The following is a 23,328-nucleotide window of genomic DNA, read 5'->3' as shown; positions in this document are numbered from 1 at the left end:
CTGTTGGTTTTATGAAGTCTTGTCAGTTGTAGGTTTCAAATACGTCGTACATCACCGGCTCAAAGCTCTTGCACAGCTCGGCAATCCTGCGGTTGCGTTCCCTCATCTCGGGCGTGCGCAGCATCGCCTGGAAATCTTCGCGGCGGCTCCATTGCGAATAATTGGCGATCCGCGTCTGCGCATCGTTCACATGCAGACCTGCCCCCATGAAGCCCGGCTGTTTCGAAATGAAATTCTCATAGGCATCGGTCAGCGCATCCAGAAGGTCCTGACAGGTGCCGGGGGTCATCTCAAAAGTGGTAATGACGGTCTGGTAATCGGGGGCTTTGCTGATGGTGGGCATGGTGTCCTCCTTGTTGTTCTTGGTTGTTCCTGGCCTGACTTCACTCGGACCCGACTTTCGCGGGACTGGCTGTCACGGGTGGGAACCGATCCGCGAAACAACCACCAAGGGGCAGCACGCCGCAGGACCATGGCCGTCCCTGACCGCCACTGACCGCCGCGGGGGTACGGATCAAAACGTCACGGCACCCATAAGAAAAGCCTAACCCCCTTTTAAATATATGAATAGGTGTTTTTGACAGGAGGCCGCAAATGACGCAGAGGCCCCCCTTGTTTTCAGATCAGTCGAAAACGTCGAACAGCTCTTTCAGGAAAGATGTGCGCTTTTTCTTGCGATAAGATTTCTTGTATCCCGCGCGTTTGTCGTCAGAGCCACGCTTCTCATATCGATGTTTTTTACCGCGTGCCTTGCCACGACCATCGTCATCATACTGCGGCTCCCCTTCGGCCTCTTCCCAATCCCGCCGCGGGTCGGGATCACGGTCGCGCAAAAGGCGCGGATCATCCGGCATATCCTCTGATGTCCGACGCAAGCCGGACGCGAGGGCCTCGCGATAAGGGTCTGGATCAGCCAGCTCCACCGCAGGCGTGGCTTTTTCAATGATCTTGTCCAATTCACCTCGATCCAACCACACACCACGACATTGCGGGCAATAGTCGATTTCGACCCCCTGCCGCTCTGCCATCCTCAATTCAGCGCCATCAACGGGACATTTCATCACCAGTTCCTCCTGTATTGAACAGGATATGGGCATGAAAAAAGCGGGCAACAAGGCCCGCCTTTCCCAAGTTACTGATCTCGTAAAGGATCAGCGTGACACATGCACACAGCAGGGCGCATGGCGCACAACCCGCGCCGCCGTTGAGCCCAGCAGGAAATCAGTCAGACCCGGACGGTGCGACGCCACAATGATGCAATCAATGTCATGACGCGTGGCATAATCCACAATCGCGTGCCCCGCATGCCCGGACACAACCTTGGCGTCCACCCCAGGCATATCAGCCAGTTCCTGCTGCAGCCGGTCCTCCAGCTGATGCGCATTGTCCGAGATCTGCCCCTCGGGCAGGTATTGCGCCACGTAAGAGGGAATTTCCTCCATCACGTGCAGCGCGGTGATCTTCGCACCTTCATCAGCCAGCACTTTCGCTATCTTCAGCGACTGATTGCTGTCACGGTCATGATCAAGGGCGATCGGGACGAGGATGTTCTTATACATGAGGGCGCTCCTTTTTCCTGCGCGCATATCCATTCACAGCCGACGGTAAGCCTGAAATGAGAGCGCCACCATGATCGAAGTCAAACATTTACCCCTTCCATCGGGGCCAGCCACCGTGTCCGCCCCCTGCCCCAGATCCCGCCCCAGATCCCAACCCAAACCATCGCACTTTTTCTTGTCACAAATATCCCGGGGTGAAGGACGCAGTCCGAGGGGCAGCGCCCCTGTGGTCGCCACCCCTGCCTGGCTGCAGAACGGCTTGCTGGCTTGACTCTGCCCCCAAGACACCCTAAATCCTCCTCAAACCCCGGGAGTCGTGTCACTTCCGGTCCCTTGGCCTATGCCGGGATCGCCCCCTGTCAGCGCGTCGCGCCCACAGGGGCAGATCGCGTTGGCCTATCGGGAACCCGCTTGGATTGTTGCACCCCGGCCCCTATCTTTGGGGCAGAAAAAACGGCGAAAGGAGCCGCAAATGTTTGAGAGCCTGTCAGATCGCCTCTCCGGTGTCTTTGACCGCCTGACGAAACAGGGTGCCCTCTCTGAGGAAGACGTGAAAACCGCCCTGCGCGAAGTGCGCGTGGCCCTGCTTGAGGCCGACGTCTCGCTGCCGGTTGCGCGTGATTTCATCAAGAAAGTGCAAGAGGCCGCCACCGGTCAGGCCGTGACCAAATCGGTCACCCCCGGCCAGCAGGTCGTGAAGATTGTTCATGACGCGCTGGTGGATGTGCTGACCGGCGAAGGGGAACCCGGTGCACTGAAAATCGACAGCCCGCCCGCCCCGATCCTGATGGTTGGTCTACAAGGTGGCGGTAAAACCACCACCACGGCGAAGCTCGCCAAACGGCTGAAAGAAAAAGACGGCAAGCGCGTGCTGATGGCCTCGCTGGACGTTTATCGCCCCGCCGCAATGGACCAGCTTGCGGTGCTTGGCACACAGATTGGCGTCGATACTCTGCCGATCGTGAAAGGTCAAAAACCCGCCGACATCGCCAAGCGCGCCAAGCAACAGGCGACGATGGGTGGTTATGACGTCTACATGCTCGACACGGCCGGACGTTTGCATATCGACGACGTGCTGATGGGCGAGGTCGAGGAAGTCTCCAAGATCGTCACTCCGCGCGAAACCCTTCTGGTGGTTGACGGTCTGACCGGTCAGGTCGCCGTCGAGGTTGCACAGGAATTTGACGACAAGATCGGCATCTCGGGCGTGGTTCTGACCCGTATGGACGGTGACGGGCGCGGTGGTGCGGCCCTGTCGATGCGCGCCGTGACCGGCAAGCCGATCAAATATGTCGGCCTTGGCGAAAAGATGGACGCGCTGGAAACCTTCGAACCGGACCGGATCGCGGGCCGGATCCTGGGCATGGGCGACATCGTGGCCCTTGTGGAAAAGGCACAAGAAACCATCGAGGCCGAACAGGCCGAACGCATGATGAAGCGGTTTGCCAAGGGTCAGTTCAACATGAACGACCTGAAGACGCAGCTTGAACAGATGATCAAGATGGGTGGCATGCAGGGGATCATGGGGATGATGCCCGGCATGGGCAAGATGGCCAAACAGGCCGAAGCCGCCGGCATGGATGACAAGGTTCTGAAACAGCAGATCGCCCTGATCCAATCCATGACCAAGCGCGAACGCGCCAACCCGCAAATCCTGCAGGCAAGCCGCAAGAAACGCATCGCCGCCGGCGCGGGCATGCAGGTTTCCGACCTGAACAAACTTTTGAAAATGCAACGCCAGATGTCCGACGCCATGAAAAAGATGGGCAAGATGGGCAAAGGCAAGATGCTGAAACAGGCCCTTGGCGGGATGTTCGGAAAAGGCGGCGGCATGCCCGATATGGGGGGCATGGATCCGTCGCAAATGGATCCCAAAGCACTGGAAGCCGCGGCAAAAGCCATGGGGGGCAAACTGCCCGGTGGCCTGCCCGGCCTCGGCGGCCCTGGCGGTCTGCCCGGTGGCCTCTCGGGCCTTGGCAAGAAGAAATAAGGCAAAGCGGACCCCGTCATGAATGTCACGATCGAAACCCCGCGCCTTGTGTTGCGCCAGCCCGAAATGGGCGACTGGGAGGCTTTCGCCACCTTCCTGGGGTCGGATCGTGCCGGTTTCATCGGCGGGCCCTACAGCGACCGCAACGCCTGGCGCGCCTTTGGCCATATGGCCGGGCATTGGACCCTGCTGGGGTTCGGTCTGTTCGTGGGCGTCGAGAAATCCTCGGGCAAACCCGTGCTGTCCGCCGGTCCATGGAAGCCGGTCGGCTGGCCCGAAGCGGAAATCGGCTGGTCGGTCTGGGACCCCTCCATCGAGGGCAAAGGGCTGGCATTCGAGGCGGCACTTGCGACCCGCAGCTGGGCATATGAGACCCTCGGCTGGGACACTTGCGTCAGCTATATCGACGAGGACAACCTGCGTTCGGTTGCGCTGGCAAAACGGCTGGGCTGCGAAATCGATCCGGACGCGCCGCGCTTTGCGGTCGAAGAACCGCTGGATGCAAACCCCTATCACGTCTGGCGCCACCCTGCCCCGGACACCGATGGCAATCCGGAGGCCTATGCATGACACGCCTATCCGGTATCCCCACCCTGACCACAGACCGCTTGACCCTGCGCGCACCGGCTGAAGCTGATTTTGAGCATGTGGCCACCTTCTTTGCCTCGAAGGAGCGCAGCTGGGGCTTTGGTGGACCGTTGGACCGCACCGGCGCCTGGCGCTGGTTTGCTGCCAATATTGGCCACTTCGCGCTGAAAGGGTTTGGCTTCTGGTTCCTCGAAACAGCCGAGGGTGAAACCGTTGGCATGGTGGGACTGTGGGGCCCTGAAGGCTGGAACGAGACCGAGCTGGGCTGGGTCATGTTCGAAGGGGCAGAAGGCAAGGGTTATGCCCGTGAGGCCGCCGAAGCGGTGCGGGCTCATGCCTATGACGCGCTGGGCTGGGACGCGCTGTGTTCCAACATTTTTCCCGGCAATGCACGTTCCGTCACGCTGGCCGAACGCATGGGCGCCCGCCTTGAGGCCGAATGGGACAGCCCGACCCACGGAACAGAGCTGGTCTATCGCCACCCCTCAAAGCAGGAACTGGCAGAGATGAAGGAGACACGCGCATGAGTGACGCAGCCATCCGCGCAGCCGAGCTGCTGAAAGAGCATCGTGAAAGCATCGACCGGCTGGACGCGATCCTCGTCTACACGCTGGGCGAACGGTTCAAGCATACGCAGGCCGTAGGCAAGCTCAAGGCGACCCATGATCTGCCCCCGTCGGATCCGGCCCGTGAAGCGTCACAGATTGAGCGGCTTGAAAACCTTGCCCGCCGCGCCGATCTGGACCCGGAATTTGCCAAGAAATTCCTGAACTTCATCATTGATGAAGTGATCAGGCATCATAAAAAACATCAGGAATAAAACCCTGAGATCGCAGGAACAACCGAACACCGAATTGGGGCCATGCTGCACCGCGGCCAACCCCCTCAATAGCTGGAAAAAAGGAAAACTCTCATGGCTATGAAAATCCGTCTTGCCCGTGGTGGCTCAAAAAAACGCCCCTTCTACCGCGTTGTGGCCGCTGACTCGCGTATGCCGCGCGATGGCCGTTTCATCGAGAAACTGGGCACCTACAACCCGCTCCTGCCGAAAGACAGCGAAGAGCGCGTGAAACTGGACATGGAACGCGTTCAGCACTGGCTCGACCAAGGCGCCCAGCCGTCGGATCGCGTTTCGCGCTTCCTCGAAGCTGCGGGCGTTCTGGCCAAGAAAGAGCGCAACAACCCGAAAAAAGCCGTTCCGGGCAAAAAAGCACAGGAACGTGCCGAGGAAAAAGCAGCCAAAGCTGCTGAGGCTGCTGAAGCCCCGGCTGAGGAGTAATCCTCTTTCGGGCTGGCAACCGGGCAGACCGGCCTTGCCAGCCCTGACGGAGAACGGGAGAAAGATCTGCGATGCACGCCTTTTCCGACGCGTTTCAATCGGATCTTGAAACCCTTATGCGGTGGCGGCGCGATGTGCGCCGCTTCCGTTCCGACCCGGTGGACGAGGCGCTTTTGCAAGACTGCCTCGACACCTTCCTGCTGGCCCCTTCCGTGGGCCTGTCAGAACCCTGGCGCGTGGTCAGGGTGGAAAGCGCGCGCGCACGCAAGGCGGCGTTTGAAAACTTTCAGGCAGCGAACAAGGCTGCCCTTGCCGGGTATTCCGGCGAAAAAGCAAAGACTTATGCGGAATTGAAGCTCTCTGGGATGCGTGATGCCCCGGTGCAATTGGCGGTTTTCTGCGATGAGGACACCGCCAAGGGGTCTGGGCTGGGCGCAGGCACAATGCCTGAAATGCGCCGCTATTCCGTGGTGTCGGCCATCATGCTGTTCTGGCTTGCGACCCGTGCCCGTGGGTTGGGACTGGGCTGGGTATCGATCCTTGACCCCGAGCAGCTTTGCCGCGATCTGAATGTCCCGGACACTTACAAGCTGGTTGGGTATTTCTGTCTGGGCTGGCCTGAGGCTGTGACAGACAGCCCCGAGTTGGAAGAACAAGGCTGGGAGGTCCGCCGGGGCCACCTGCCACTTGAAATGAGGTAATGAAATGGGTTTGATTTTCCGTCCTATCCGCACCATTCTTCTGCTGGGATCCGTTTTCCTTGCTGGTGTCTTTTTCGAACGGTTCCAAATGAAAGACACCTGTCTGGACCGGGGCGGATCCGTTCAGAACGGCATTTGCACAGGTGTGAAATGAGCGACGATCGGATTTGTGTGGGCGCCCTTGCGGGGGCCTTTGGGGTGCATGGCGAGGTGCGGATCAAAAGCTTTTGCGCGGATCCCGGCGCCATTGCCGATTATGGCACACTCTGGTCCGAAGATGGCCGCAAAAGCTATGAAATCACCCTGTCCCGGCCGATTAAAAGCGGCTTTGCCGGGCGTGTCTCGGGGATTGCAACAAAAGAACAGGCGGATGCGGCCCAAGGGGTGCAGCTTTACGCCGACCGCGATGCCCTGCCCTCATTGCCGGATGACGAGTTTTACCACGCTGACCTGATTGGCCTGTTGGTTCTGGATGCGGGCGGGCACGAACTGGGCCGGGTGAAAGCCGTGCATAATCATGGTGCAGGGGATGTGCTGGAAGTGCTGGGCCCCGGCATGAGCACCGGTGCGCTCCTTCCGTTCACCCGCGCGGCCGTGCCGACCGTTGACCTCACCGCAGGGCGCATCATCGCCGATCCGCCTGACGGGGTGTTTGCCTCTGACGAAGACGACCACGAGGGTACAGATTAAAGCACAAAGACCTGTTCGGCAAATTTCAAAATCTGCTGCAATCGGTGTTGCTGCCCCTCGCGTCGGTCCTCGCGCCGTTTCGGGATGTCACTCCAGTCGCCCAACACCTGAATTGGCAGGATATATTCCAGCGCAGGCCGGGCCGCTTTGGCAAGGTCCGCTCCGTATCCCGCCCAGAACGCCTGAACCGGAGCCGATGAGGGATCGGGGTCAAACCACCCGTGATAGCGCACGAGAAACTTGCCAAGGTCATGCGCAGTCGCAACCTGACACACCGGACCGAAATCAATGCCGACAGCCCCCTGATCCGTGATCAGAAGGTTGCGCAGATGCAGATCCCCATGGGTGGCCGCAGTCAGGGTTTCCTGCCCCCGGGCTTTTTCAGCCATGTCCGGGATCTGCGCCGCACAGGCAAGAAACAGGTCGCGCCTAGGCACATCCACACTGCGGTTTTCAGCCTGCGTGCGCATCGTTTCGGCCCATCGAAGCATTGCATCCGGTTTGATCAACCGCGTCTCACCCAGCATCTTCCGGTGAAACCGCCCCAGCCATGTGCCGCACGCGGCCAAGACCTCACACCGATCGGCCAGCCCCAGATCCGCCAATTCCAGCATCTGATGGGCAGAGCGGCCCGGAATGTGGCGAAGCACAAGGCTGCGCGTGTCCGGGTGGACCGAGAGGATATCCGGCACCGCCTCTGGGCCAAGGATATCCAGCGCGTGGCGATGCCCTTCCACATCCCGCACAAAACCGGCGATATCCGCCCCCGTGGTGTCGCCTTTCACCACCACATCAATCGCACCACCCGGCTCCGCCCCTTGCGCCATTCCGGTAAGACGCAACACAAAGCGGCGCCCCTTGTCATTTTTCCGGTCCGCCAGCAGCACGGGCCTGAGCTGGGGCAGATGTGGCCGGAGCCAGTCATGATGGGCCGCGACCTCCAAGGCCTCGTGCAAAGCGTCCTGACTGTGCATTTCGTCGATCACCAACCCGTTCCAACTGTTTGCATTTTGATCAATCTGTCGTAGACAGCCCCCATGTCAGACGTCAATAAAAATACGCCGCAGCAGCAATCGGACACAGCCGGTGAGACCGGTACATCGGCCCCTGGGACCGACACGTCGCAGGTCAGCACATCCGAGGGCCGTGCATCCGAGAGCAGCAAATCGCAGGCCAGCAAATCTCAGGCCAGCAAATCGCATGGCCGCCTGTCCATTTCGGCCAGCCTGAAGCCGCGCGAGTTGATGAGCCCGACACCGCGATTGGCGGGGGCGTGGACTGCAAAAATCATCACGCTTTTCCCCGATGCCTTTCCCGGCGTTCTTGGCGAAAGTCTGACGGGCCGCGCGCTGAAAGACGGCAAATGGGCGCTGGAAACCATTGATCTGCGCATTTTTGGCGTGGGCAAGCACCGCAATGTGGATGACACCCCGGCGGGGGGTGGGGCCGGAATGGTTCTGCGCCCGGATGTTTTAGGACGTGCAATCGAAATGGCGCAATCCGGCGCGCCGCAGGATCGCTTGGGCTGGCCGATCATCTATATGTCACCGCGCGGCAAACCGCTGGATCAGGCAATGGCGCGGCGATTTTCGAATTGCCGTGGCATGACCGTGCTCTGCGGTCGCTTCGAAGGTGTTGATGAGCGCGTGCTGGAACACTACCAGATCGAAGAGGTGAGCCTGGGCGATTTTGTCCTGACCGGCGGAGAGATTGCCGCCCAGGCGATGCTGGATGCCACTGTCCGCCTGATCCCGGACGTGCTCGGCAACGCCGACAGCATCGACGAGGAGAGCTTTTCTCACGGGCTTTTGGAACATCCTCAATACACCCGCCCCGCCGAATGGAACGGGCGCAAGATCCCCGACGTGCTGATGTCTGGCCACCATGGCAAGATCGCCGAATGGCGCCGGGAAAAAAGTGAAGAAATCACCAAGGCCCGCCGCCCGGATCTGTGGGAAAAGCACCTGCTGGATGACGGGACGCAGCCCGACGACAAATAGGCCACCCAATCGCAGGGGCGCCATATTGATCACCCCCTTTTCGGCCCGACCGGCGCGCCTTTCCCCGCCAGCCCCACATGGCAGCGCCTGACGGTTTCGCCACCTGTGCACGGGGCCTTGATCCCCTTCCCGGATTGGCCTATACCGCCCTTGTTCACCGGCTCAATGAGTCGAGTGGACCTGTTTTGTTTGGGCCGCGTTCTTTCCGCGGGGTGGGCTGCAAGGCGCACCGGGGCACACCGGCAAGGCAGCAAAAAGAAACGACGACGTATTCTCCCGCGGGCACGGATGGCACCATCTGACTGGACCCGATGAAGGCGCGGAGCTCTGGGCGACAGCAACCTTTGCGGAAAAACCGCAAGCAGATTTAGGAGAGATCAGATGGACCTGATCGCACAGCTCGAAGCGGAACAGATCGCTTCGCTGGGGAAAGAGATCCCCGACTTCAAAGCCGGCGACACCATTCGCGTAGGCTTTAAGGTGACCGAAGGCACCCGCACCCGTGTGCAGAACTACGAAGGCGTCTGCATCGCGCGCAACAACGGCAAGGGCATTGCCGGTTCGTTCACCGTTCGCAAAATTTCCTTCGGTGAAGGCGTGGAACGTGTGTTCCCGCTCTATTCGACCAACATCGAATCGATCACCGTTGTGCGCCGTGGCCGTGTGCGCCGCGCTAAACTCTACTACCTGCGTTCGCGTCGCGGCAAATCCGCCCGTATCGCAGAAGACACCAACTACAAGCCGAAGAAAGCCTGAGGAGCGTCAGCATGAAAAAGGATATCCATCCCGACTACCACATGATCGACGTCAAAATGACCGACGGCACGATCGTGCAAATGAAATCGACCTGGGGCAAAGAAGGCGACACCCTGGCGCTGGACATCGACCCCACCGCTCACCCGGCCTGGAACGGCGGCAGCTCGCGTCTGCTGGACACCGGTGGCCGCGTGTCGAAGTTCAAATCGAAATACGAAGGTTTTGGCTTCTAAGTCAGACGTCTTTCGAACAGGAAACGCCGTCCCTCGGGGCGGCGTTTTTTGTTGGATGTGACCTGTTTCTTGTCTTGTCGGGCACTTTTCACACCAGATCACGGCCATATCAGATCGCGGCAAGGTCACGCGGCGATGGGACGGCTGTTGAGACGCGCCCTGAAAGGGCTGGAAGCAGGACCCGTCTCATCTCTGACCTTTTTGCGAAAGTCTATTTGCGCCGCTTGGTCCGTGGCAGTTTCGGGGCCACCTGTTTTTCGATATGCTCAATCACCTGCGCGGCGATATCTTTGCCGGTGGTTTTCTCGATACCTTCCAGCCCCGGAGAGGAGTTCACCTCAAGCACTTTTGGCCCGTTTTCAAAGCGCAACAGATCGACACCGGCAAATTCCAGACGCATGGCCCGGGCGGCTTTCAGCGCGGTTTCGCGCTCCTGCTTGGTGATCCGCACTTTCTGCGCACTGCCACCCTGATGCAGGTTCGAGCGAAACTCACCCGGCGGGCCCTGCCTGCGCATCGCAGCCACAACCTTACCGCCAAGAACGATACAGCGGATATCCTCGCCTGCCGCTTCCTTTACGAAATGCTGGACCAGAAAATCCGCCTTCAACCCACGAAACGCAGAAATCACGCTTTCCGCGGCCTTGCGGGTTTCTGCCAGAACCACCCCCTTGCCCTGTGCACTTTCCAGAAGTTTCAGAATAACCGGAGCGTCACCGACCAGATTGATCAGGTTCTTGCTGTCTTTCGGGCTGCGCGCAAAAGCGGTGTCAGGCATGCCAATCCGGTGGCGTGCCAGGACCTGATGCGCATGCAGCTTGTCGCGCGAGATCGAGATCCCTTCCGAACCGGACAGGCAATAGGTGCCGGTGCTTTCAAACTGACGCACAACCGAGGTGCCATAGGAGGTGATTGACGCCCCGATACGCGGGATGATCGCATCAAAATGGGGCAGCTTGCGGCCATCATAATGCACTTCGGCCCCAACCCCCTGAATTTTCATGTAACACCGCGACGTGTCGATCACTTCCACCGAATGCCCGCGCTCTTCGGCGGCGGCAATCAGGCGGCGGTTCGAATAGTTCTCAGGCTCACGCGTCAGGAGCGCCAAGCGCAGGGCGCGTTTGGTCCAGTTGCTGCGAGGGAAGCTCCGATAGGCATCAAAACTCAGCACCGGCTGCTGGAAACTGAGCGCAGGCATGACCTGAACGTCCCCCGTCAGCGCGGTGCGCCCCAGCAACATCCGATAGGCCATTGCCCCGCGATCGGTCAGTGTCACCTCGATCGGCCAGCTATGCTCGCCCATCGAGATCACCGTTTCGATCACAAATCGCAGCTCCGTTTCGCCATTTGACGAGGTGACCTCGCGGCGGTCTTTCAACGGGGCAGAGCAGATGATTTCCAACGCGGCATCATCCGGGTCCGGGTGAATGGCAAACCGCACCATCGGGCGATCCGCCGGGCCGAAAGGTTCGATTGCAAATGCGTGCAGGGCAGACGTTTTCGCCCCGGTATCCACCTTGGCCTTCACGGCGGGCAGGCCCAGTTCAGGAAGGGCCAACCATTCTTCCCAACCCACGGAAAAACGGGTCATCACGAGTTCCTCTCATTTCGTAAGAACGCCGACCTCAGCATTTGGGCCGATAAAATACGGCGCGAATCATGGCATGAGGATCGATCCTGACTTTCCTATGCGGGCAAACGGGCAGCGTGCCAATAGAAATATTTGCGACACCTTTCCGACGGATGTCATAAGCGGCGGGTATGAGGTGGGGGCGTAGTAGGCCCGCGGGCACCTGCGCGCCAGATCACAGCTTCCGCCGTCAATCACAGCAGAGGGCAGCCCCCGCCCCGGCGCACACCCGACCTGGTCACCTTGCTCCGAACAGGTCTGCCCCCACCCCGCTCACCAGAGGGGTGGGGGCCCAGAACTGACCCAATGACCCTTTGACAGCAAAGCAACATTTGCTCAATCAAGGGGTGAATTGGCCTGTATTCCCCCTCTTCCCCCTGCCCCATATCGGTCTTATAGTCGCGCCACCTGATGGCTGCATAACATAACAACCGGGGATACAGGCGTGGCACATATTATTGTTGTGGGGAATGAAAAAGGCGGGGCCGGCAAGTCCACCGTCTCGATGCATGTGGCGACCGCACTTGCGCGGTTGGGAAAGTCGGTTGGGGTGCTGGATCTGGATCTGCGCCAGAAGACCTTTGGCCGCTACATGGAAAACCGGCGGGCGACGATGGAGCGGCTTGGGCAGGAGTTGCCCACACCGCATTACCAGGACCTGCCCGAGATTGATCAATCCGCGCTGGAGCCGGGCGAAAACCCGTTTGACCGCCGCCTGTCGATTGCGGTTTCGGGGATGGAGGCAGACCGCGATTTCATCGTGATCGACTGCCCCGGCTCGCATACAAGGCTGAGCCAGGTCGCCCATTCTCTGGCCGACACGCTGATCACACCAATGAATGACAGTTTTGTCGATTTTGATCTGCTTGCCCATATTGATGCGGAAACCAACAAGGTGCAGGGACCGTCGGTCTATTCGGAAATGGTCTGGAATGCGCGGCAATTGCGGGCGCAGGCCGGGTTGAAACCGATTGACTGGGTGGTGGTGCGCAACCGTCTGGGCGCGCAGATGATGCATAACAAAAAGAAGGTCGGGGATGCGCTGGAGGATCTGTCGAAGCGGATCGGGTTTCGCGTCGCTCCCGGTTTTAACGAGCGGGTGATTTTCCGTGAGCTATTCCCACGGGGCCTGACCCTGCTGGATCTGCGCGACGTTGGGGTTGCGGGACAGATGAACATCTCAAACGTGGCCGCAAGACAGGAATTGCGCGAGTTGCTGAAGGCCCTGAACCTGCCTGATGTCGAGGTTCGGTTCTGATCGGCTCCGGTCAGATTTGAGACTTCAGAACGGCAAAAGACGCGGGTGGCCTGCGTCTTTTTCTTTTAGGGTCTGTTGCGGGAAAGTGCGGATACGGGACGGATGAGGACGGGTATTTTCAACATATGCCAAAGGGGCTCTGCCCCTCGGCCCTGCGGCCTCACCCCGGGATATTTCTGACCAGAAAATGAAGGCAGCCTCGGCGCGCGCGCAGCGATGCCGGTGGCGCGGGGGATTTGAGCTTTCACACCTGGCGCAGGCCCGCTAACGTCTTCACATGTTTCGCTATCTTATCCTCCGCGCCCTGTCCCTGGGGGCAAGCCTGCTGGTGGCCTCATGGGTGATCTTTGCGATGATTGAGCTGGTGCCCGGCGATCCGGCCGCCTTCATGCTGGGATTGAATGCACAGCCCGACACCGTGGCCGCCTTGCGCCGGGAGCTTGGGTTGGAAGGCACTGCGATCACGCGGTATCTGAGTTGGATGGGGGGGATGCTGACGGGGGATTTTGGCACCTCCTACACCTATCGTGTCGCCGTTTCCGAACTGGTCCGGGAACGTCTCACCCTCTCATTGCCACTGGCGCTTTATGCCCTTTTCCTGTCCACCGCGATCGCCATTCCGGCCGGTCTTCTGGCCGCCAGCCGGCGGGGGCGCGCGACGGATCTAGGTGTGATGGGGGCCACGCAACTGGGCGTTGCGGTGCCGAATTTCTGGTTTGCCATGCTGTTGGTTCTGGTCTTTGCCATCAATCTGCGTTGGTTTTCCGCCGGTGGGTTTCCGGGGTGGGAGGCCGGGGTTCTGCCGGCACTCAAGGCGTTGACATTACCCGCAATTGCGTTGGCCCTGCCGCAGGCATCGATCCTTGCGCGGGTGATGCGGTCTGCGCTGCTGGATGTACTGCATCAGGATTACATCCGCACCGCGCGCGCCAAGGGGCTTTCGGTCGGACAGGCGACACGGCGGCACGCGCTGCGCAACGCATTGATCCCGGTGGTGACTATTCTGGGGCTGCAGTTTTCCTTTCTGCTGGCCGGTGCCATCATCATTGAAAACGTGTTTTTCCTACCGGGTCTGGGGCGGTTGATCTTTCAGGCCATCACGCAGCGCGATCTGGTGGTGGTTGAAAGCGTGGTCATGCTGCTGGTTTTTGCAGTGATCCTTGTGACATTCCTTGTGGACGTCACCTATGCGCTGGTGGATCCACGCCTGCGGAGGCGCTCATGAAACGCCTGCCCCTGTCCCTTTGGATCGGCGCCGGTCTGAGCGCCCTGTTCCTGATTTTGGTATCTGTGTCATTCCTCTGGGTGCCCCATGACCACATGACCTTGAACATCGCGGCCAAGCTTCGGGCCCCTTCGGCACAATACTGGCTGGGCACGGACCATTTTGGCCGCGATCTTGTGTCGATGCTGATGGTGGGTGCCCGCACATCAATTGCCGTCGCCGTGCTGGCTGTGGGTATCGGGATCGGGATCGGTGTGCCGTTGGGGCTGATGGCCGCCGCAAAGCGGGGATCCGTTCTGGACGAGGTGATCATGCGCGCAAACGACCTGATCTTTGCGTTCCCCTCTCTGGTCATTGCCATCCTGATCACCGCCAGCTTTGGCCCCTCGGCCACCAATGCAATCCTTGCGATTGGCATCTTCAACATCCCTGTTTTTGCGCGTGTGGCCCGGGCCGGAGCCCTGACAATCTGGACCCAGGATTTCATCATGGCCGCCCGGGTGGCCGGCAAGGGCGCGGTCAGGATCAGCGCCGAACACATCCTGCCCAATATCGCCAACCTGTTGATTGTGCAGGGAACAATCCAATTTTCACTTGGCATTTTGGCGGAGGCCGGGCTGAGTTATGTCGGGCTGGGCGCACACCCCCCAACGCCAAGCTGGGGGCGGATGCTGGCCGAAGCACAGACGATGATCTACACGGCCCCACGGCTTGCCATTGCACCGGGCATGGCAATTGTGCTCATGGTTTTGGGGTTGAACCTGATGGGCGATGGACTGCGGGACCTGTTGGATCCAAGACTGCGCCGCCTGCGCGAGGGGGCCGCATGATCGAGACCCGAAACCTGTCCCTGACCATTCACGACACCCCGATCCTGCAAGATGTCGACCTGTCGATTGCGCCCGGTCAGGTGGTTGGACTGGTGGGCGAAAGCGGGTCGGGAAAATCCCTGACTGCTCTGGCCCTGATGGATCTGTTGCCGCAGGGGGCCAAAACCGGAGGAGAGATCCTGCTGGATCGCGCCCCGCTGCCGACCCGCGCACGCACGCGGAGTGACACAGCCATGAACCGGCTGCGCGGCCAGCGCCTGTCGATGATTTTTCAAGAACCGATGACCGCCCTGAACCCGGTCAAGACCATCGGTGATCAGGTGGCAGAAACGGTGCTGATCCACGGGGCGGCCAGTCGTGCTGAGGCGCGGCGCATCGCGCAGGAAAAACTCCTCCGCGTGGGATTGCCCCCCGATGAGGTGCCAGCGGACCGCTACCCGCACGAGCTTTCAGGTGGACAGCGCCAGCGGGTGTGCATTGCCCAGGCGATTGCGCTCAGACCAGATCTGCTGATCGCCGACGAACCCACAACGGCGCTTGATGTGACCACGCAGGCGCAGATCCTCGACCTGTTGCGGGAACTGGTCCGCGAAGAGGATATGGGGCTGCTCCTGATCACCCATGACCTCGCGGTTGTTGCGCAGATGGCAGATCATGTGGCGGTGATGCAACGGGGTGTAATCGTCGAACAGGGTCCCACGGAGCACCTGTTTCGCACCATGTCACATCCCTACACGCGGGCCCTTCTTGCGGCTTCGGCCCATCAGCCTGATCGCGCAAGACCTGCCCGCGCGGCCCCGCTTCTGGCGGTGCACAACGCGACGCGCGACTACCGGCTGCCGCGCAAGTCTCTGTTCGGCCCGGCCCCACATTTTCGCGCCGTGAACGGGGTCAGCTTCACGCTGGACAAAGGTGAGAGCCTTGGTCTTGTTGGCGAAAGCGGTTGCGGAAAATCCACCCTCACCCGCGCCATTCTGGGGCTTGAGCCCGTGCAGGCCGGAGAGATCATGCTGGATGGTCAGCCCATCACCCCCGCGATGCCCGCCTCCCGGAGATCGGGGCTACAGGTCGTGTTTCAAGACCCGTACGCCAGTTTCAACCCGCGCTGGACCGTGGAACGTATTCTGTCCGAGCCCTTTCACCTGACCGGCCGCCCCGCGAACTGGCGGGATGCAATCTTGCAGGCGCTGGACGATGTGGGCCTGCCAGCAGACAGCCTGTCGCGCTATCCGCACGAGTTTTCCGGCGGACAGCGCCAGCGCATCGCCATTGCCCGCGCGCTGATCCTGCGGCCTGACCTGATTGTTCTGGACGAAGCGGTGTCGGCGCTGGATGTTTCGGTTCGGGCACAGATCCTTGACCTTCTGACAACCCTGCAACGCGACAAGGGGCTGGCCTATCTGTTCATCAGCCATGACCTTACGGTGGTGCGCAATATCACCGACAGGGTGCTGGTGATGAAAGCCGGCGAGATTGTCGAAGAAGGCCCCACCGATCGCGTCTTTGATCAGCCGCAGCACCCCTATACCCAGGCCCTGATCAGCGCCGCCCCGGTCATCCCGTCAAACTGGCATCCCGTCGGACTGGGCGCCCGGCACGAACACTCACCCACAGGAGGAGCATGATGGAAGCGCTTTGGTTTGATCCCACCCAGATCCTGATCGCAGGCCAATGGCAGGCAGCCTCGGGCGGCACCTTGCCGGTAGAGGACCCATCGACCGGCGCAGAGATTGCCCGCATTGGCCGCTCGGACGCCGCAGATGTCGATGCGGCTGTCAACGCGGCAAATGCCGCCCTGCAAGGCTCCTGGGGGCAAATGTCCGCGCTGGAGCGGGGCCGGTGCCTTACCCGCATGGGGCGGCTGGTGGAAACGCGTATCGACGAACTTGCCGAGCTGGAAGCCCGTGATGTGGGCAAACCTCTCACCCAGGCGCGCAATGATGCGGTCGCACTGGCCCGGTATCTGGAGTTCTACGGCGGTGCGGCAGATAAAATCCACGGCGAAACAATCCCCTATCTTGAAGGCTATACCGTCTACACCCTGCGTGAACCCCATGGGGTAACCGGCCATATCGTGCCCTGGAACTATCCGATGCAGATCATTGGCCGCTCGGTGGGGGCGGCTTTGGCGATGGGCAATGCCTGTGTCCTGAAGCCCGCCGAAGATGCCTGTCTTACCGCGCTGGGATTTGCCCGGATCGCCGAAGAGGCCGGGTTGCCGGCGGGTGCGCTGAATGTGGTGCCCGGGCTTGGTCGGGTAGCGGGGGCTGCGCTCGCGTCCCACCCTGCGGTGCACCATCTCAGTTTTACCGGTTCGGTTGCGGTCGGGGCTGAGGTCCAGCGGGCCGCGGCCACCAATGTGGTGCCGGTTACGCTGGAGCTTGGCGGGAAGTCCCCGCAGCTGGTGTTCGCGGATGCCGATCTTGACGCCGCCCTGCCCTTTCTGGTCGGGGCCTGCATTCAAAATGCGGGCCAGACCTGTTCCGCCAGTTCCCGCATCCTGGTTCAGCGTGGCATCTATGACGACGTGGTCCGGCGCATGGGTGCGGCTTATGATGCGTTGCGGGTAGGTCCGGCGATGGAAGACCTGTCGGTCGGCCCGTTGATTTCAGCACGACAAAAACAGCGGGTCGAGGGCTATCTTGCCCAGGGGACTGATCTGCGCCTCGCGGGGCGTGGCCAGATTGGCGACCTGCCCGAGGGCGGGCATTACGTTGCTCCAACCCTGTTTGCGGATGTGCCACCGGAGCACCCTCTTGCCCAGGACGAAATCTTTGGCCCGGTTCAGGTGATCATCCCCTTTGACACCGAAGAGGAGGCGGTCGCCATTGCCAATGGCACGGAATACGGGCTGGTTGCGAGCCTCTGGACCGAGAGTGGTGCCCGGCAAATGCGGCTGGCCAAAAAGCTGCGGGCCGGACAGGTTTTCATCAATAATTATGGGGCGGGCGGCGGGGTTGAACTGCCGTTCGGCGGCGTTGGAAAATCCGGCCACGGGCGCGAAAAAGGCTTCGAGGCGCTCTATGGGTTTTCGACCCTCAAAACAATTGCCGCCAAACATGGCTGACACCGCGCGCGCCCATCATGCCGAAACGCGTTCCGGGTCCGGAGCACGCCGGACCTGCAACGCATCAAGGAGAGCCGAATGCCGATGATCGAAACGTTCCGCCGCATCGTGGACCCAAGCGATTGCGACATGCTGGGTCACATGAATATCAGCCGCTATTTTGCCTGTGTCTCGGATGCGGGGCTTGGCCTGATGAGTGCATTCGGCCTCGGGCAGGATCAGATCATCGGCGGGCGCAGGCAGGCCTTTGCCGTGGTCCATTTCGACACGAATTTTCATAAAGAGGTGCGGCCCGGTGAATGGATCTTCATCCGCTCTGGCATTACCGAAATCGGGCGGCGCTCGGCGACATTTCATCACCGGATGTTCAGGGCCACCGATGAAACGCTGTTGTTTGATGCCACGGCCAAGGCCGTGCTGATGGACCTTGAGCGGCGCAAAGCCACGGTGATTGACGCGCCGCTTGCCCAGAACATGCGCCGCTATCTGATTGATCACGGGCAGGTGGCGTAGATGGCGCCGCTGACGATTTCCAACGCTGATCTGCGCCGGTTGTGGATCTGGACCAATGGCCTGGCCGACACGCCCACCGGGCCTTGCGACCTCATGGGAATTGTCGACCGGCTGGGGTTCGTGCAGATCGACACGATCCGCAATGTGACCCGCGCCCATAACCACATCCTGTGGTCCCGCAATCAGAACTACCGCGAGGGGCGCATCTGGGATCACTTGTCCCACCGCGACCTGTTTGAACATTTCACCCATGATGCCAGCCTGATTGCAGGCAATATGCTGCCCTACTGGACCCGCCAATTTCGCAGACTTGGCGAACATGTGGCCCGGCATGACTGGTATCAGTCGAAACTGGCACAGGACCAGATTGCCGCCATTCTCAAACGCATCGAGGAGGAAGGTCCGCTTTCGACCCACGCTTTCGACACCAAGGTGGCCTCGCGCGAGATGTGGGCGCGCCCACCCCATAAAAAGGCGCTCGACCAGATGTGGTATGGCGGCACATTGGCCACCTGCTACCGCAGGAATTTCGTGAAATTCTACGATCTGGGCACGCGGGTGTTCCCTGAGGTCTTGCCTGCGGCTTTGCCGGCACAAGATCCGGTTGAGGACGCCGAAGCGGTGGACTGGCTGTGTCGCGCCGCAATGGATCGGCTGACCATTGGCACGGTGGGAGAGATCCAGCGATTTTGGGACGCCATGTCGGCGCGGGAGGCAAAACTCTGGGCAGAGACGCAAAGAGATCTTGTTCCGGTTGACGTGGTCTGTGCAGATGGCACCCGCCGGTCGGTTCTGGCACATCCGGATATCGAAACCCGGCTGCAAAATGCCCCTGCCCCTACGTCGCGACTGCGTATCCTCAACCCGTTCGACCCGATGATCCGCGACCGTAAACGCACCGAACGGATCTTTGGATTTGAGTATCGCAATGAAATGTTCGTGCCCAAGGCGCAGCGAAAATGGGGCTATTATGTCTATCCCTTGCTGGAAGCGGCGCGCTTTGTGGGGCGGGTTGAGTTGAAGGCCGATCGCAATCAAGGAACGCTGAGCGTGATCGGGTTCTGGCCAGAACAGGGGGTGCGCTGGGGCGCGCAGCGACGCGGCAAGCTGGAGGCGGAACTTGCGCGATTTGCCCGGTTTGCAGGGCTTGAACGGGTCACCTGGCACCTCCCCTGAGGGTTGCCCTTGCCAGCCCGATGAAAGCGTCGCAAGGTAATGACAAGAGATTTGAAATCAAGGACTTCGGGGGCCCGCCCATGCGACTTAAGGGAAAGACGGCGATTGTAACCGGGGCGGCCTCAGGCTTTGGGGCCGGGATTGCGCGCAAATTTGCGACCGAAGGCGCACAGGTGATGGTGGCAGACCTGAATGCCCCCGAGGCCAAAACGCTTGCACAAGAGCTGGGGGGGATTGCCCAACACGTGGATGTGTCGCGTTCGGACAGCGTGGATGAGATGGCCGAGGCCGCCCGCAGGCATTGGGGCCATGTTGATATTCTGGTCAATAATGCCGGTATCACCCATTTGCCGAAACCGATGGAAGAGGTGACGGAAGAGGAGTTTGACCGCGTGTTTGCGGTGAATGCAAAATCTGTCTACCTCACCGCGCGTGCCTTTGTGCCGATGATGAAAAAGGCCGGGCATGGCGCGATCCTGAATGTGGCCTCAACAGCCGGAATAAGCCCGCGCCCGAACCTCAACTGGTACAATGCGTCAAAAGGCTGGATGATCACCGCCACCAAGACCATGGCGGTTGAGCTGGCCCCCGCGGGGGTGCGGGTCAATGCCATTTGCCCGGTGGCGGGGGACACGCCGCTTTTGGCAAGCTTCATGGGGGAAGACACCCCCGAGATGCGCACCAAGTTTCTGGCAACCATACCGATCGGCCGGTTCTCTACCCCGCAAGACATGGGCAATGCGGCCTGTTTTTTGTGTTCGGATGAAGCGAGCATGGTAACAGGGGTTGCGCTGGAAGTGGATGGTGGGCGCTGCATTTAAAGCGCCCCACCTTATACCTGAAGCAGGGATAAGGTGGGGTGCTGCGTAATATACGAGCGTTTCGCGCGTTCCGCCGCAAACCAGTCATACAGGTTTTGGCGGAACGCTTTAGGGGAAAGGGGCGCTGCCCCTCGGCCTTGCGGCCTCACCCCGGGATATTTGGAACAAGGAAAAGAGGGTTTCATGAAGCCGGGTGCACGAAATCTGATAACGGATGTGGCGGGATTGCGGGTTGGCAATGCCGAAGATCAGACTGTCAAAACGGGTGCCACGGTTCTGGTCGGTGACGCGCCCTTCACGGCGGCGGTTTCGGTCATGGGCGGCGCCCCCGGCACACGAGAGACGGATCTTTTGGCCCCGGACAAGCTGGTTCAGCAGGTGGATGCGTTGGTGCTTTCCGGCGGGTCGGCCTTTGGGCTGGATGCGGCATCGGGCGTGGCCGATGGTTTGCGCGCAGACGGGCGCGGGTTTCGGGTGGGCACCCAGACGGTTCCGATCGTCCCCGGGGCCATCCTGTTCGATCTGATGAACGGGGGGAACAAGGCGTGGGAGGAGAACCCATACAAGGCGCTGGGCATCGCTGCTCTGAAGGCAGCTGGTCCGGTCTTTTCACTGGGATCCGTCGGGGCGGGTTGCGGCGCAACGGTTGGAAAAGCCTTTGGAACCGCGCTGAAGGGCGGGTTGGGGTCATCCTCTTTGGTCTTGGACAATGGAATCACTGTGGGGGCGTTGGTTGCCGTAAACGCGTTGGGGGCGGTTACAATGGGGGATGGGCCGGAGTTCTGGGCCGCCCCTTGGGAAATGGGAGCCGAGTTCGGAGGGTTGGGCTCTGGTCGGCATGACCCACAGCTGGAACCCACGCCGGAGACCAGCCTTGGAGAAAACACCACCATTGCCATTGTCGCCACGGATGCCAACCTGACACAGGCCCAGGCCATGCGCATGGCAACAGCGGCCCATGACGGCATGGCACGTGCAATCCATCCCAGCCACACACCGTTTGATGGGGATTTGATTTTTGCCGCGGCCACGGGGCAAATTGATCTTGAAGCCGGAGAATTCGACACCCTTCGCCTGGGCCATGCGGCGGCCACCTGCCTTGCCCGGGCCATTGCACGCGCCGTCCATGCCGCAACGCCTTCTGAAGGAGATTTTCTGCCCAGTTGGAGCACGCGATTTGGCAATGAGGGTGAGAGAAGTGGATAGTGCCCAACATGCGCTGATCGTTTTGATGGTTCCGTGATTTTCACCGCAAACTTGATCCGGGCCATAGATACTCTGCGCAAACCGGGGCATATCCGGGCCAATCTTCGAAACATTTCTGCAATTACAGAAGGATCTCTCAAGAAGTCTGGATTGCTCCGGCCTTTCTGGATGAAATTCTCCAAGCGGTAAGGTATGTCGGTTTCACATGCCGCCCTGCGGATATGATCAAATTTACTTGACGCGTTTGCGCAGGGATGCCCATATCAAATTTCGCATCCGCTCGAAAACGTGAAATGGGAGAAGCACATGGCCGTCAATGCAACTGAGCTGAAAAGCCTACTGAAAGACCCCTCGCTGGTCGAAACCCGCGCCTATGTGAATGGCCAGTGGATCGACGCGGACGATGGTGCAACATTCACCGTCTCCAACCCGGCGCGCGGCACGGAAATTGCGCAGGTGGCGGATCTGAGCCGGGTCGAAGTGGCCCGTGCCATCGAGGCCGCCGACATCGAGGGCCGCAAATGGGCGAAACGCACCGCCAAAGAGCGCGCCAATATCATGCGCCGCTGGTATGAGCTGATGATGGAGAACCAGGGAGATCTGGCAATCATCCTGACCGCTGAAATGGGCAAGCCACTGGCAGAAGCCATGGGCGAAATTGCCTATGGGGCCTCGTTCATCGAATGGTTTGCGGAAGAAGCCAAGCGTATCTACGGTGAAACCATCCCCGGCCACCAGCCTGACAAGCGCCTGATGGTGATCAAGCAGCCGATTGGTGTGGCGGCCTCGATCACGCCGTGGAACTTCCCCAATGCGATGATCACCCGCAAATGTGGCCCGGCGATTGCAGCGGGCTGCGGCTTTGTGGCCCGCCCTGCGGAACTGACCCCGCTGTCCGCCCTTGCGCTGGCTGTTCTGGCCGAACGCGCCGGGGTGCCTGCCGGGGTGTTCAACGTGGTGCCCAGCTCGCGCGCTTCTGACATTGGCAAGGAGTTTTGCGAAAATCACAAGGTGCGCAAACTGACCTTTACCGGCTCAACCGGAGTGGGTCGGATCCTGCTGGGGCAAGCCGCAGATCAGGTGATGAAATGTTCAATGGAACTGGGTGGAAACGCCCCGTTCATCGTGTTTGATGACGCGGATCTTGATGCGGCTGTCGAAGGGGCCATTGCCTGCAAATTCCGCAATAACGGCCAGACCTGTGTCTGTGCCAACCGGATTTACGTGCAGGAAGGGGTCTATGACGCCTTTGCCGAAAAACTTGCCAAAGCGGTTGCGGCCTTGCCGGTGGGGGATGGGCTGGATGAAGGGATCGCCCTTGGCCCGCTGATCAACGAAGGTGCGGTCAACAAGGTTCGAGAGCATATTGCCGATGCGACCTCAAAAGGGGCCGAGGTGATCCTTGGTGGCAAGGCGCATGACCTTGGTGGGCTGTTCTTTGAACCAACCATTGTGAAAGGTGCCACAAAGGAAATGGCGTTTGCCTCAGATGAGACCTTTGGGCCACTTGCGCCGCTGTTCAAGTTCAAGGACGAGGACGATGTGATCGCCCAGGCCAATGACACGATTTTCGGCCTCGCCAGCTATTTCTTCGCCAAGGATCTGAGCCGCGTCTACAAAGTGGCGGAAGAGTTGGAATATGGCATTGTCGGCGTGAATACCGGCATCATTTCAACCGAGGTGGCCCCTTTTGGCGGGGTCAAGCAATCGGGTCTGGGACGCGAAGGATCACGTCATGGGATCGAGGATTACCTTGAGATGAAATATATCTGCATGTCGGTATAAGCCGCTAAGAAATGAAAA

25 protein-coding genes are annotated in these 23,328 nt (G+C 60.2%); 20 read left to right on the top strand and 5 right to left on the bottom strand.

What is annotated here, in order from left to right; genetic code table 11:
• Window positions 1-22 precede the first annotated feature (22 nt).
• The 3 genes from K3J57_RS03195 to K3J57_RS03185 all read right to left on the bottom strand — a co-directional run bounded on the left by K3J57_RS03195 (window position 23) and on the right by K3J57_RS03185 (window position 1,559).
• On the bottom strand, window positions 23-343 hold the full coding sequence (locus K3J57_RS03195; RefSeq protein WP_259786307.1) for an antibiotic biosynthesis monooxygenase family protein: 321 nt from the start codon (window positions 341-343) through the stop codon (window positions 23-25).
• Between the two features lie 280 nt (window positions 344-623).
• Window positions 624-1,061, bottom strand: a complete 438-nt coding sequence (locus tag K3J57_RS16075) for a TFIIB-type zinc ribbon-containing protein (RefSeq protein ID WP_375542822.1) — start codon at window positions 1,059-1,061, stop codon at window positions 624-626.
• Between the two features lie 90 nt (window positions 1,062-1,151).
• Window positions 1,152-1,559, bottom strand: a complete 408-nt coding sequence (locus tag K3J57_RS03185) for a universal stress protein (protein WP_259786306.1) — start codon at window positions 1,557-1,559, stop codon at window positions 1,152-1,154.
• 472 nt (window positions 1,560-2,031) lie between these two features.
• Here K3J57_RS03185 and ffh point away from each other — a divergent pair, with 472 nt between their 5' ends.
• From ffh to rimM, 7 genes are all read left to right on the top strand, one after another.
• Window positions 2,032-3,549, top strand: coding sequence for a signal recognition particle protein (gene ffh / locus K3J57_RS03180; protein ID WP_055188646.1), 1,518 nt, complete (start codon window positions 2,032-2,034; stop codon window positions 3,547-3,549).
• Between the two features lie 18 nt (window positions 3,550-3,567).
• On the top strand, window positions 3,568-4,119 hold the full coding sequence (locus tag K3J57_RS03175; RefSeq protein ID WP_259793998.1) for a GNAT family N-acetyltransferase: 552 nt from the start codon (window positions 3,568-3,570) through the stop codon (window positions 4,117-4,119).
• A complete protein-coding gene (locus K3J57_RS03170; protein WP_259793997.1) occupies window positions 4,116-4,664 on the top strand; it encodes a GNAT family N-acetyltransferase in 549 nt (182 codons plus the stop codon). The genes K3J57_RS03175 and K3J57_RS03170 overlap by 4 nt, the downstream gene beginning before the upstream one ends.
• The gene (locus tag K3J57_RS03165) at window positions 4,661-4,957 is read left to right on the top strand and encodes a chorismate mutase (RefSeq protein ID WP_173485378.1); all 297 of its coding nucleotides are present in this window, start codon (window positions 4,661-4,663) and stop codon (window positions 4,955-4,957) included. Before K3J57_RS03170 ends, K3J57_RS03165 begins: the two co-directional genes overlap by 4 nt.
• 93 nt (window positions 4,958-5,050) lie before the next feature.
• Window positions 5,051-5,416, top strand: coding sequence for a 30S ribosomal protein S16 (rpsP, locus tag K3J57_RS03160; RefSeq protein WP_259772815.1), 366 nt, complete (start codon window positions 5,051-5,053; stop codon window positions 5,414-5,416).
• Window positions 5,417-5,487: 71 nt separating this feature from the next.
• Complete coding sequence (bluB, locus tag K3J57_RS03155) at window positions 5,488-6,117, top strand: 5,6-dimethylbenzimidazole synthase (RefSeq protein ID WP_259793996.1); 630 nt, start codon at window positions 5,488-5,490, stop codon at window positions 6,115-6,117.
• Between the two features lie 150 nt (window positions 6,118-6,267).
• Entirely contained in the window at window positions 6,268-6,807 is a 540-nt protein-coding gene (gene rimM, locus K3J57_RS03150) for a ribosome maturation factor RimM (RefSeq protein ID WP_259786301.1), read from the top strand.
• Here rimM and K3J57_RS03145 read toward each other — a convergent pair.
• Window positions 6,804-7,793 carry a phosphotransferase gene (locus K3J57_RS03145; protein WP_259797055.1) on the bottom strand — a complete coding sequence of 330 codons (990 nt, stop codon included), beginning with the start codon at window positions 7,791-7,793 and terminating at the stop codon, window positions 6,804-6,806. The two genes, rimM and K3J57_RS03145, sit on opposite strands and share 4 nt — an antisense overlap.
• Window positions 7,794-7,844: 51 nt before the next feature.
• On the opposite strand from K3J57_RS03145, the gene trmD reads away from it, so the two are divergent.
• The 3 genes from trmD to rpmE all read left to right on the top strand — a co-directional run bounded on the left by trmD (window position 7,845) and on the right by rpmE (window position 9,796).
• Window positions 7,845-8,807: a tRNA (guanosine(37)-N1)-methyltransferase TrmD gene (trmD, locus tag K3J57_RS03140; RefSeq protein WP_259797054.1), complete on the top strand. Its 963-nt coding sequence runs from the start codon at window positions 7,845-7,847 to the stop codon at window positions 8,805-8,807.
• Between the two features lie 381 nt (window positions 8,808-9,188).
• Entirely contained in the window at window positions 9,189-9,563 is a 375-nt protein-coding gene (rplS, locus tag K3J57_RS03135) for a 50S ribosomal protein L19 (protein ID WP_055188631.1), read from the top strand.
• Window positions 9,564-9,574: 11 nt separating this feature from the next.
• Entirely contained in the window at window positions 9,575-9,796 is a 222-nt protein-coding gene (rpmE, locus tag K3J57_RS03130) for a 50S ribosomal protein L31 (RefSeq protein WP_173485372.1), read from the top strand.
• 211 nt (window positions 9,797-10,007) lie between these two features.
• Here rpmE and rimK read toward each other — a convergent pair whose 3' ends face one another.
• Window positions 10,008-11,390 (bottom strand): 30S ribosomal protein S6--L-glutamate ligase, encoded by a 1,383-nt coding sequence (gene rimK / locus K3J57_RS03125; RefSeq protein ID WP_259797053.1) that lies wholly within the window; start codon window positions 11,388-11,390, stop codon window positions 10,008-10,010.
• Window positions 11,391-11,874: 484 nt separating this feature from the next.
• On the opposite strand from rimK, the gene K3J57_RS03120 reads away from it, so the two are divergent.
• From K3J57_RS03120 to K3J57_RS03075, 10 genes are all read left to right on the top strand, one after another.
• Window positions 11,875-12,687 (top strand): division plane positioning ATPase MipZ, encoded by an 813-nt coding sequence (locus K3J57_RS03120; RefSeq protein WP_259776749.1) that lies wholly within the window; start codon window positions 11,875-11,877, stop codon window positions 12,685-12,687.
• A gap of 277 nt (window positions 12,688-12,964) precedes the next feature.
• Window positions 12,965-13,912 carry an ABC transporter permease gene (locus tag K3J57_RS03115; RefSeq protein ID WP_259793993.1) on the top strand — a complete coding sequence of 316 codons (948 nt, stop codon included), beginning with the start codon at window positions 12,965-12,967 and terminating at the stop codon, window positions 13,910-13,912.
• On the top strand, window positions 13,909-14,742 hold the full coding sequence (locus K3J57_RS03110; RefSeq protein ID WP_375542821.1) for an ABC transporter permease: 834 nt from the start codon (window positions 13,909-13,911) through the stop codon (window positions 14,740-14,742). Before K3J57_RS03115 ends, K3J57_RS03110 begins: the two co-directional genes overlap by 4 nt.
• Entirely contained in the window at window positions 14,739-16,367 is a 1,629-nt protein-coding gene (locus K3J57_RS03105) for an ABC transporter ATP-binding protein (protein ID WP_259797052.1), read from the top strand. Before K3J57_RS03110 ends, K3J57_RS03105 begins: the two co-directional genes overlap by 4 nt.
• Entirely contained in the window at window positions 16,364-17,809 is a 1,446-nt protein-coding gene (locus tag K3J57_RS03100; protein ID WP_259797051.1) for an aldehyde dehydrogenase family protein, read from the top strand. The genes K3J57_RS03105 and K3J57_RS03100 overlap by 4 nt, the downstream gene beginning before the upstream one ends.
• Window positions 17,810-17,887: 78 nt before the next feature.
• The gene (locus K3J57_RS03095) at window positions 17,888-18,322 is read left to right on the top strand and encodes an acyl-CoA thioesterase (RefSeq protein ID WP_259797050.1); all 435 of its coding nucleotides are present in this window, start codon (window positions 17,888-17,890) and stop codon (window positions 18,320-18,322) included.
• Window positions 18,323-19,498, top strand: a complete 1,176-nt coding sequence (locus K3J57_RS03090) for a winged helix-turn-helix domain-containing protein (protein WP_259797049.1) — start codon at window positions 18,323-18,325, stop codon at window positions 19,496-19,498. It begins immediately after the preceding gene.
• 80 nt (window positions 19,499-19,578) lie between these two features.
• A complete protein-coding gene (locus K3J57_RS03085; RefSeq protein ID WP_259797046.1) occupies window positions 19,579-20,319 on the top strand; it encodes an SDR family oxidoreductase in 741 nt (246 codons plus the stop codon).
• A 183-nt stretch (window positions 20,320-20,502) separates the two neighbouring features.
• Window positions 20,503-21,525, top strand: coding sequence for a P1 family peptidase (locus K3J57_RS03080; protein WP_259797042.1), 1,023 nt, complete (start codon window positions 20,503-20,505; stop codon window positions 21,523-21,525).
• Between the two features lie 306 nt (window positions 21,526-21,831).
• A complete protein-coding gene (locus tag K3J57_RS03075; RefSeq protein WP_259797040.1) occupies window positions 21,832-23,310 on the top strand; it encodes an NAD-dependent succinate-semialdehyde dehydrogenase in 1,479 nt (492 codons plus the stop codon).
• Window positions 23,311-23,328: the final 18 nt, after the last annotated feature.

This window comes from Aliiroseovarius crassostreae (assembly GCF_025137635.1).
GTDB classification, from domain to species: Bacteria; Pseudomonadota; Alphaproteobacteria; order Rhodobacterales; family Rhodobacteraceae; genus Aliiroseovarius; species Aliiroseovarius crassostreae.
Note: the sequence above shows the minus strand (reverse complement) of the source record. Positions and strands in the feature narration are given on the sequence as shown.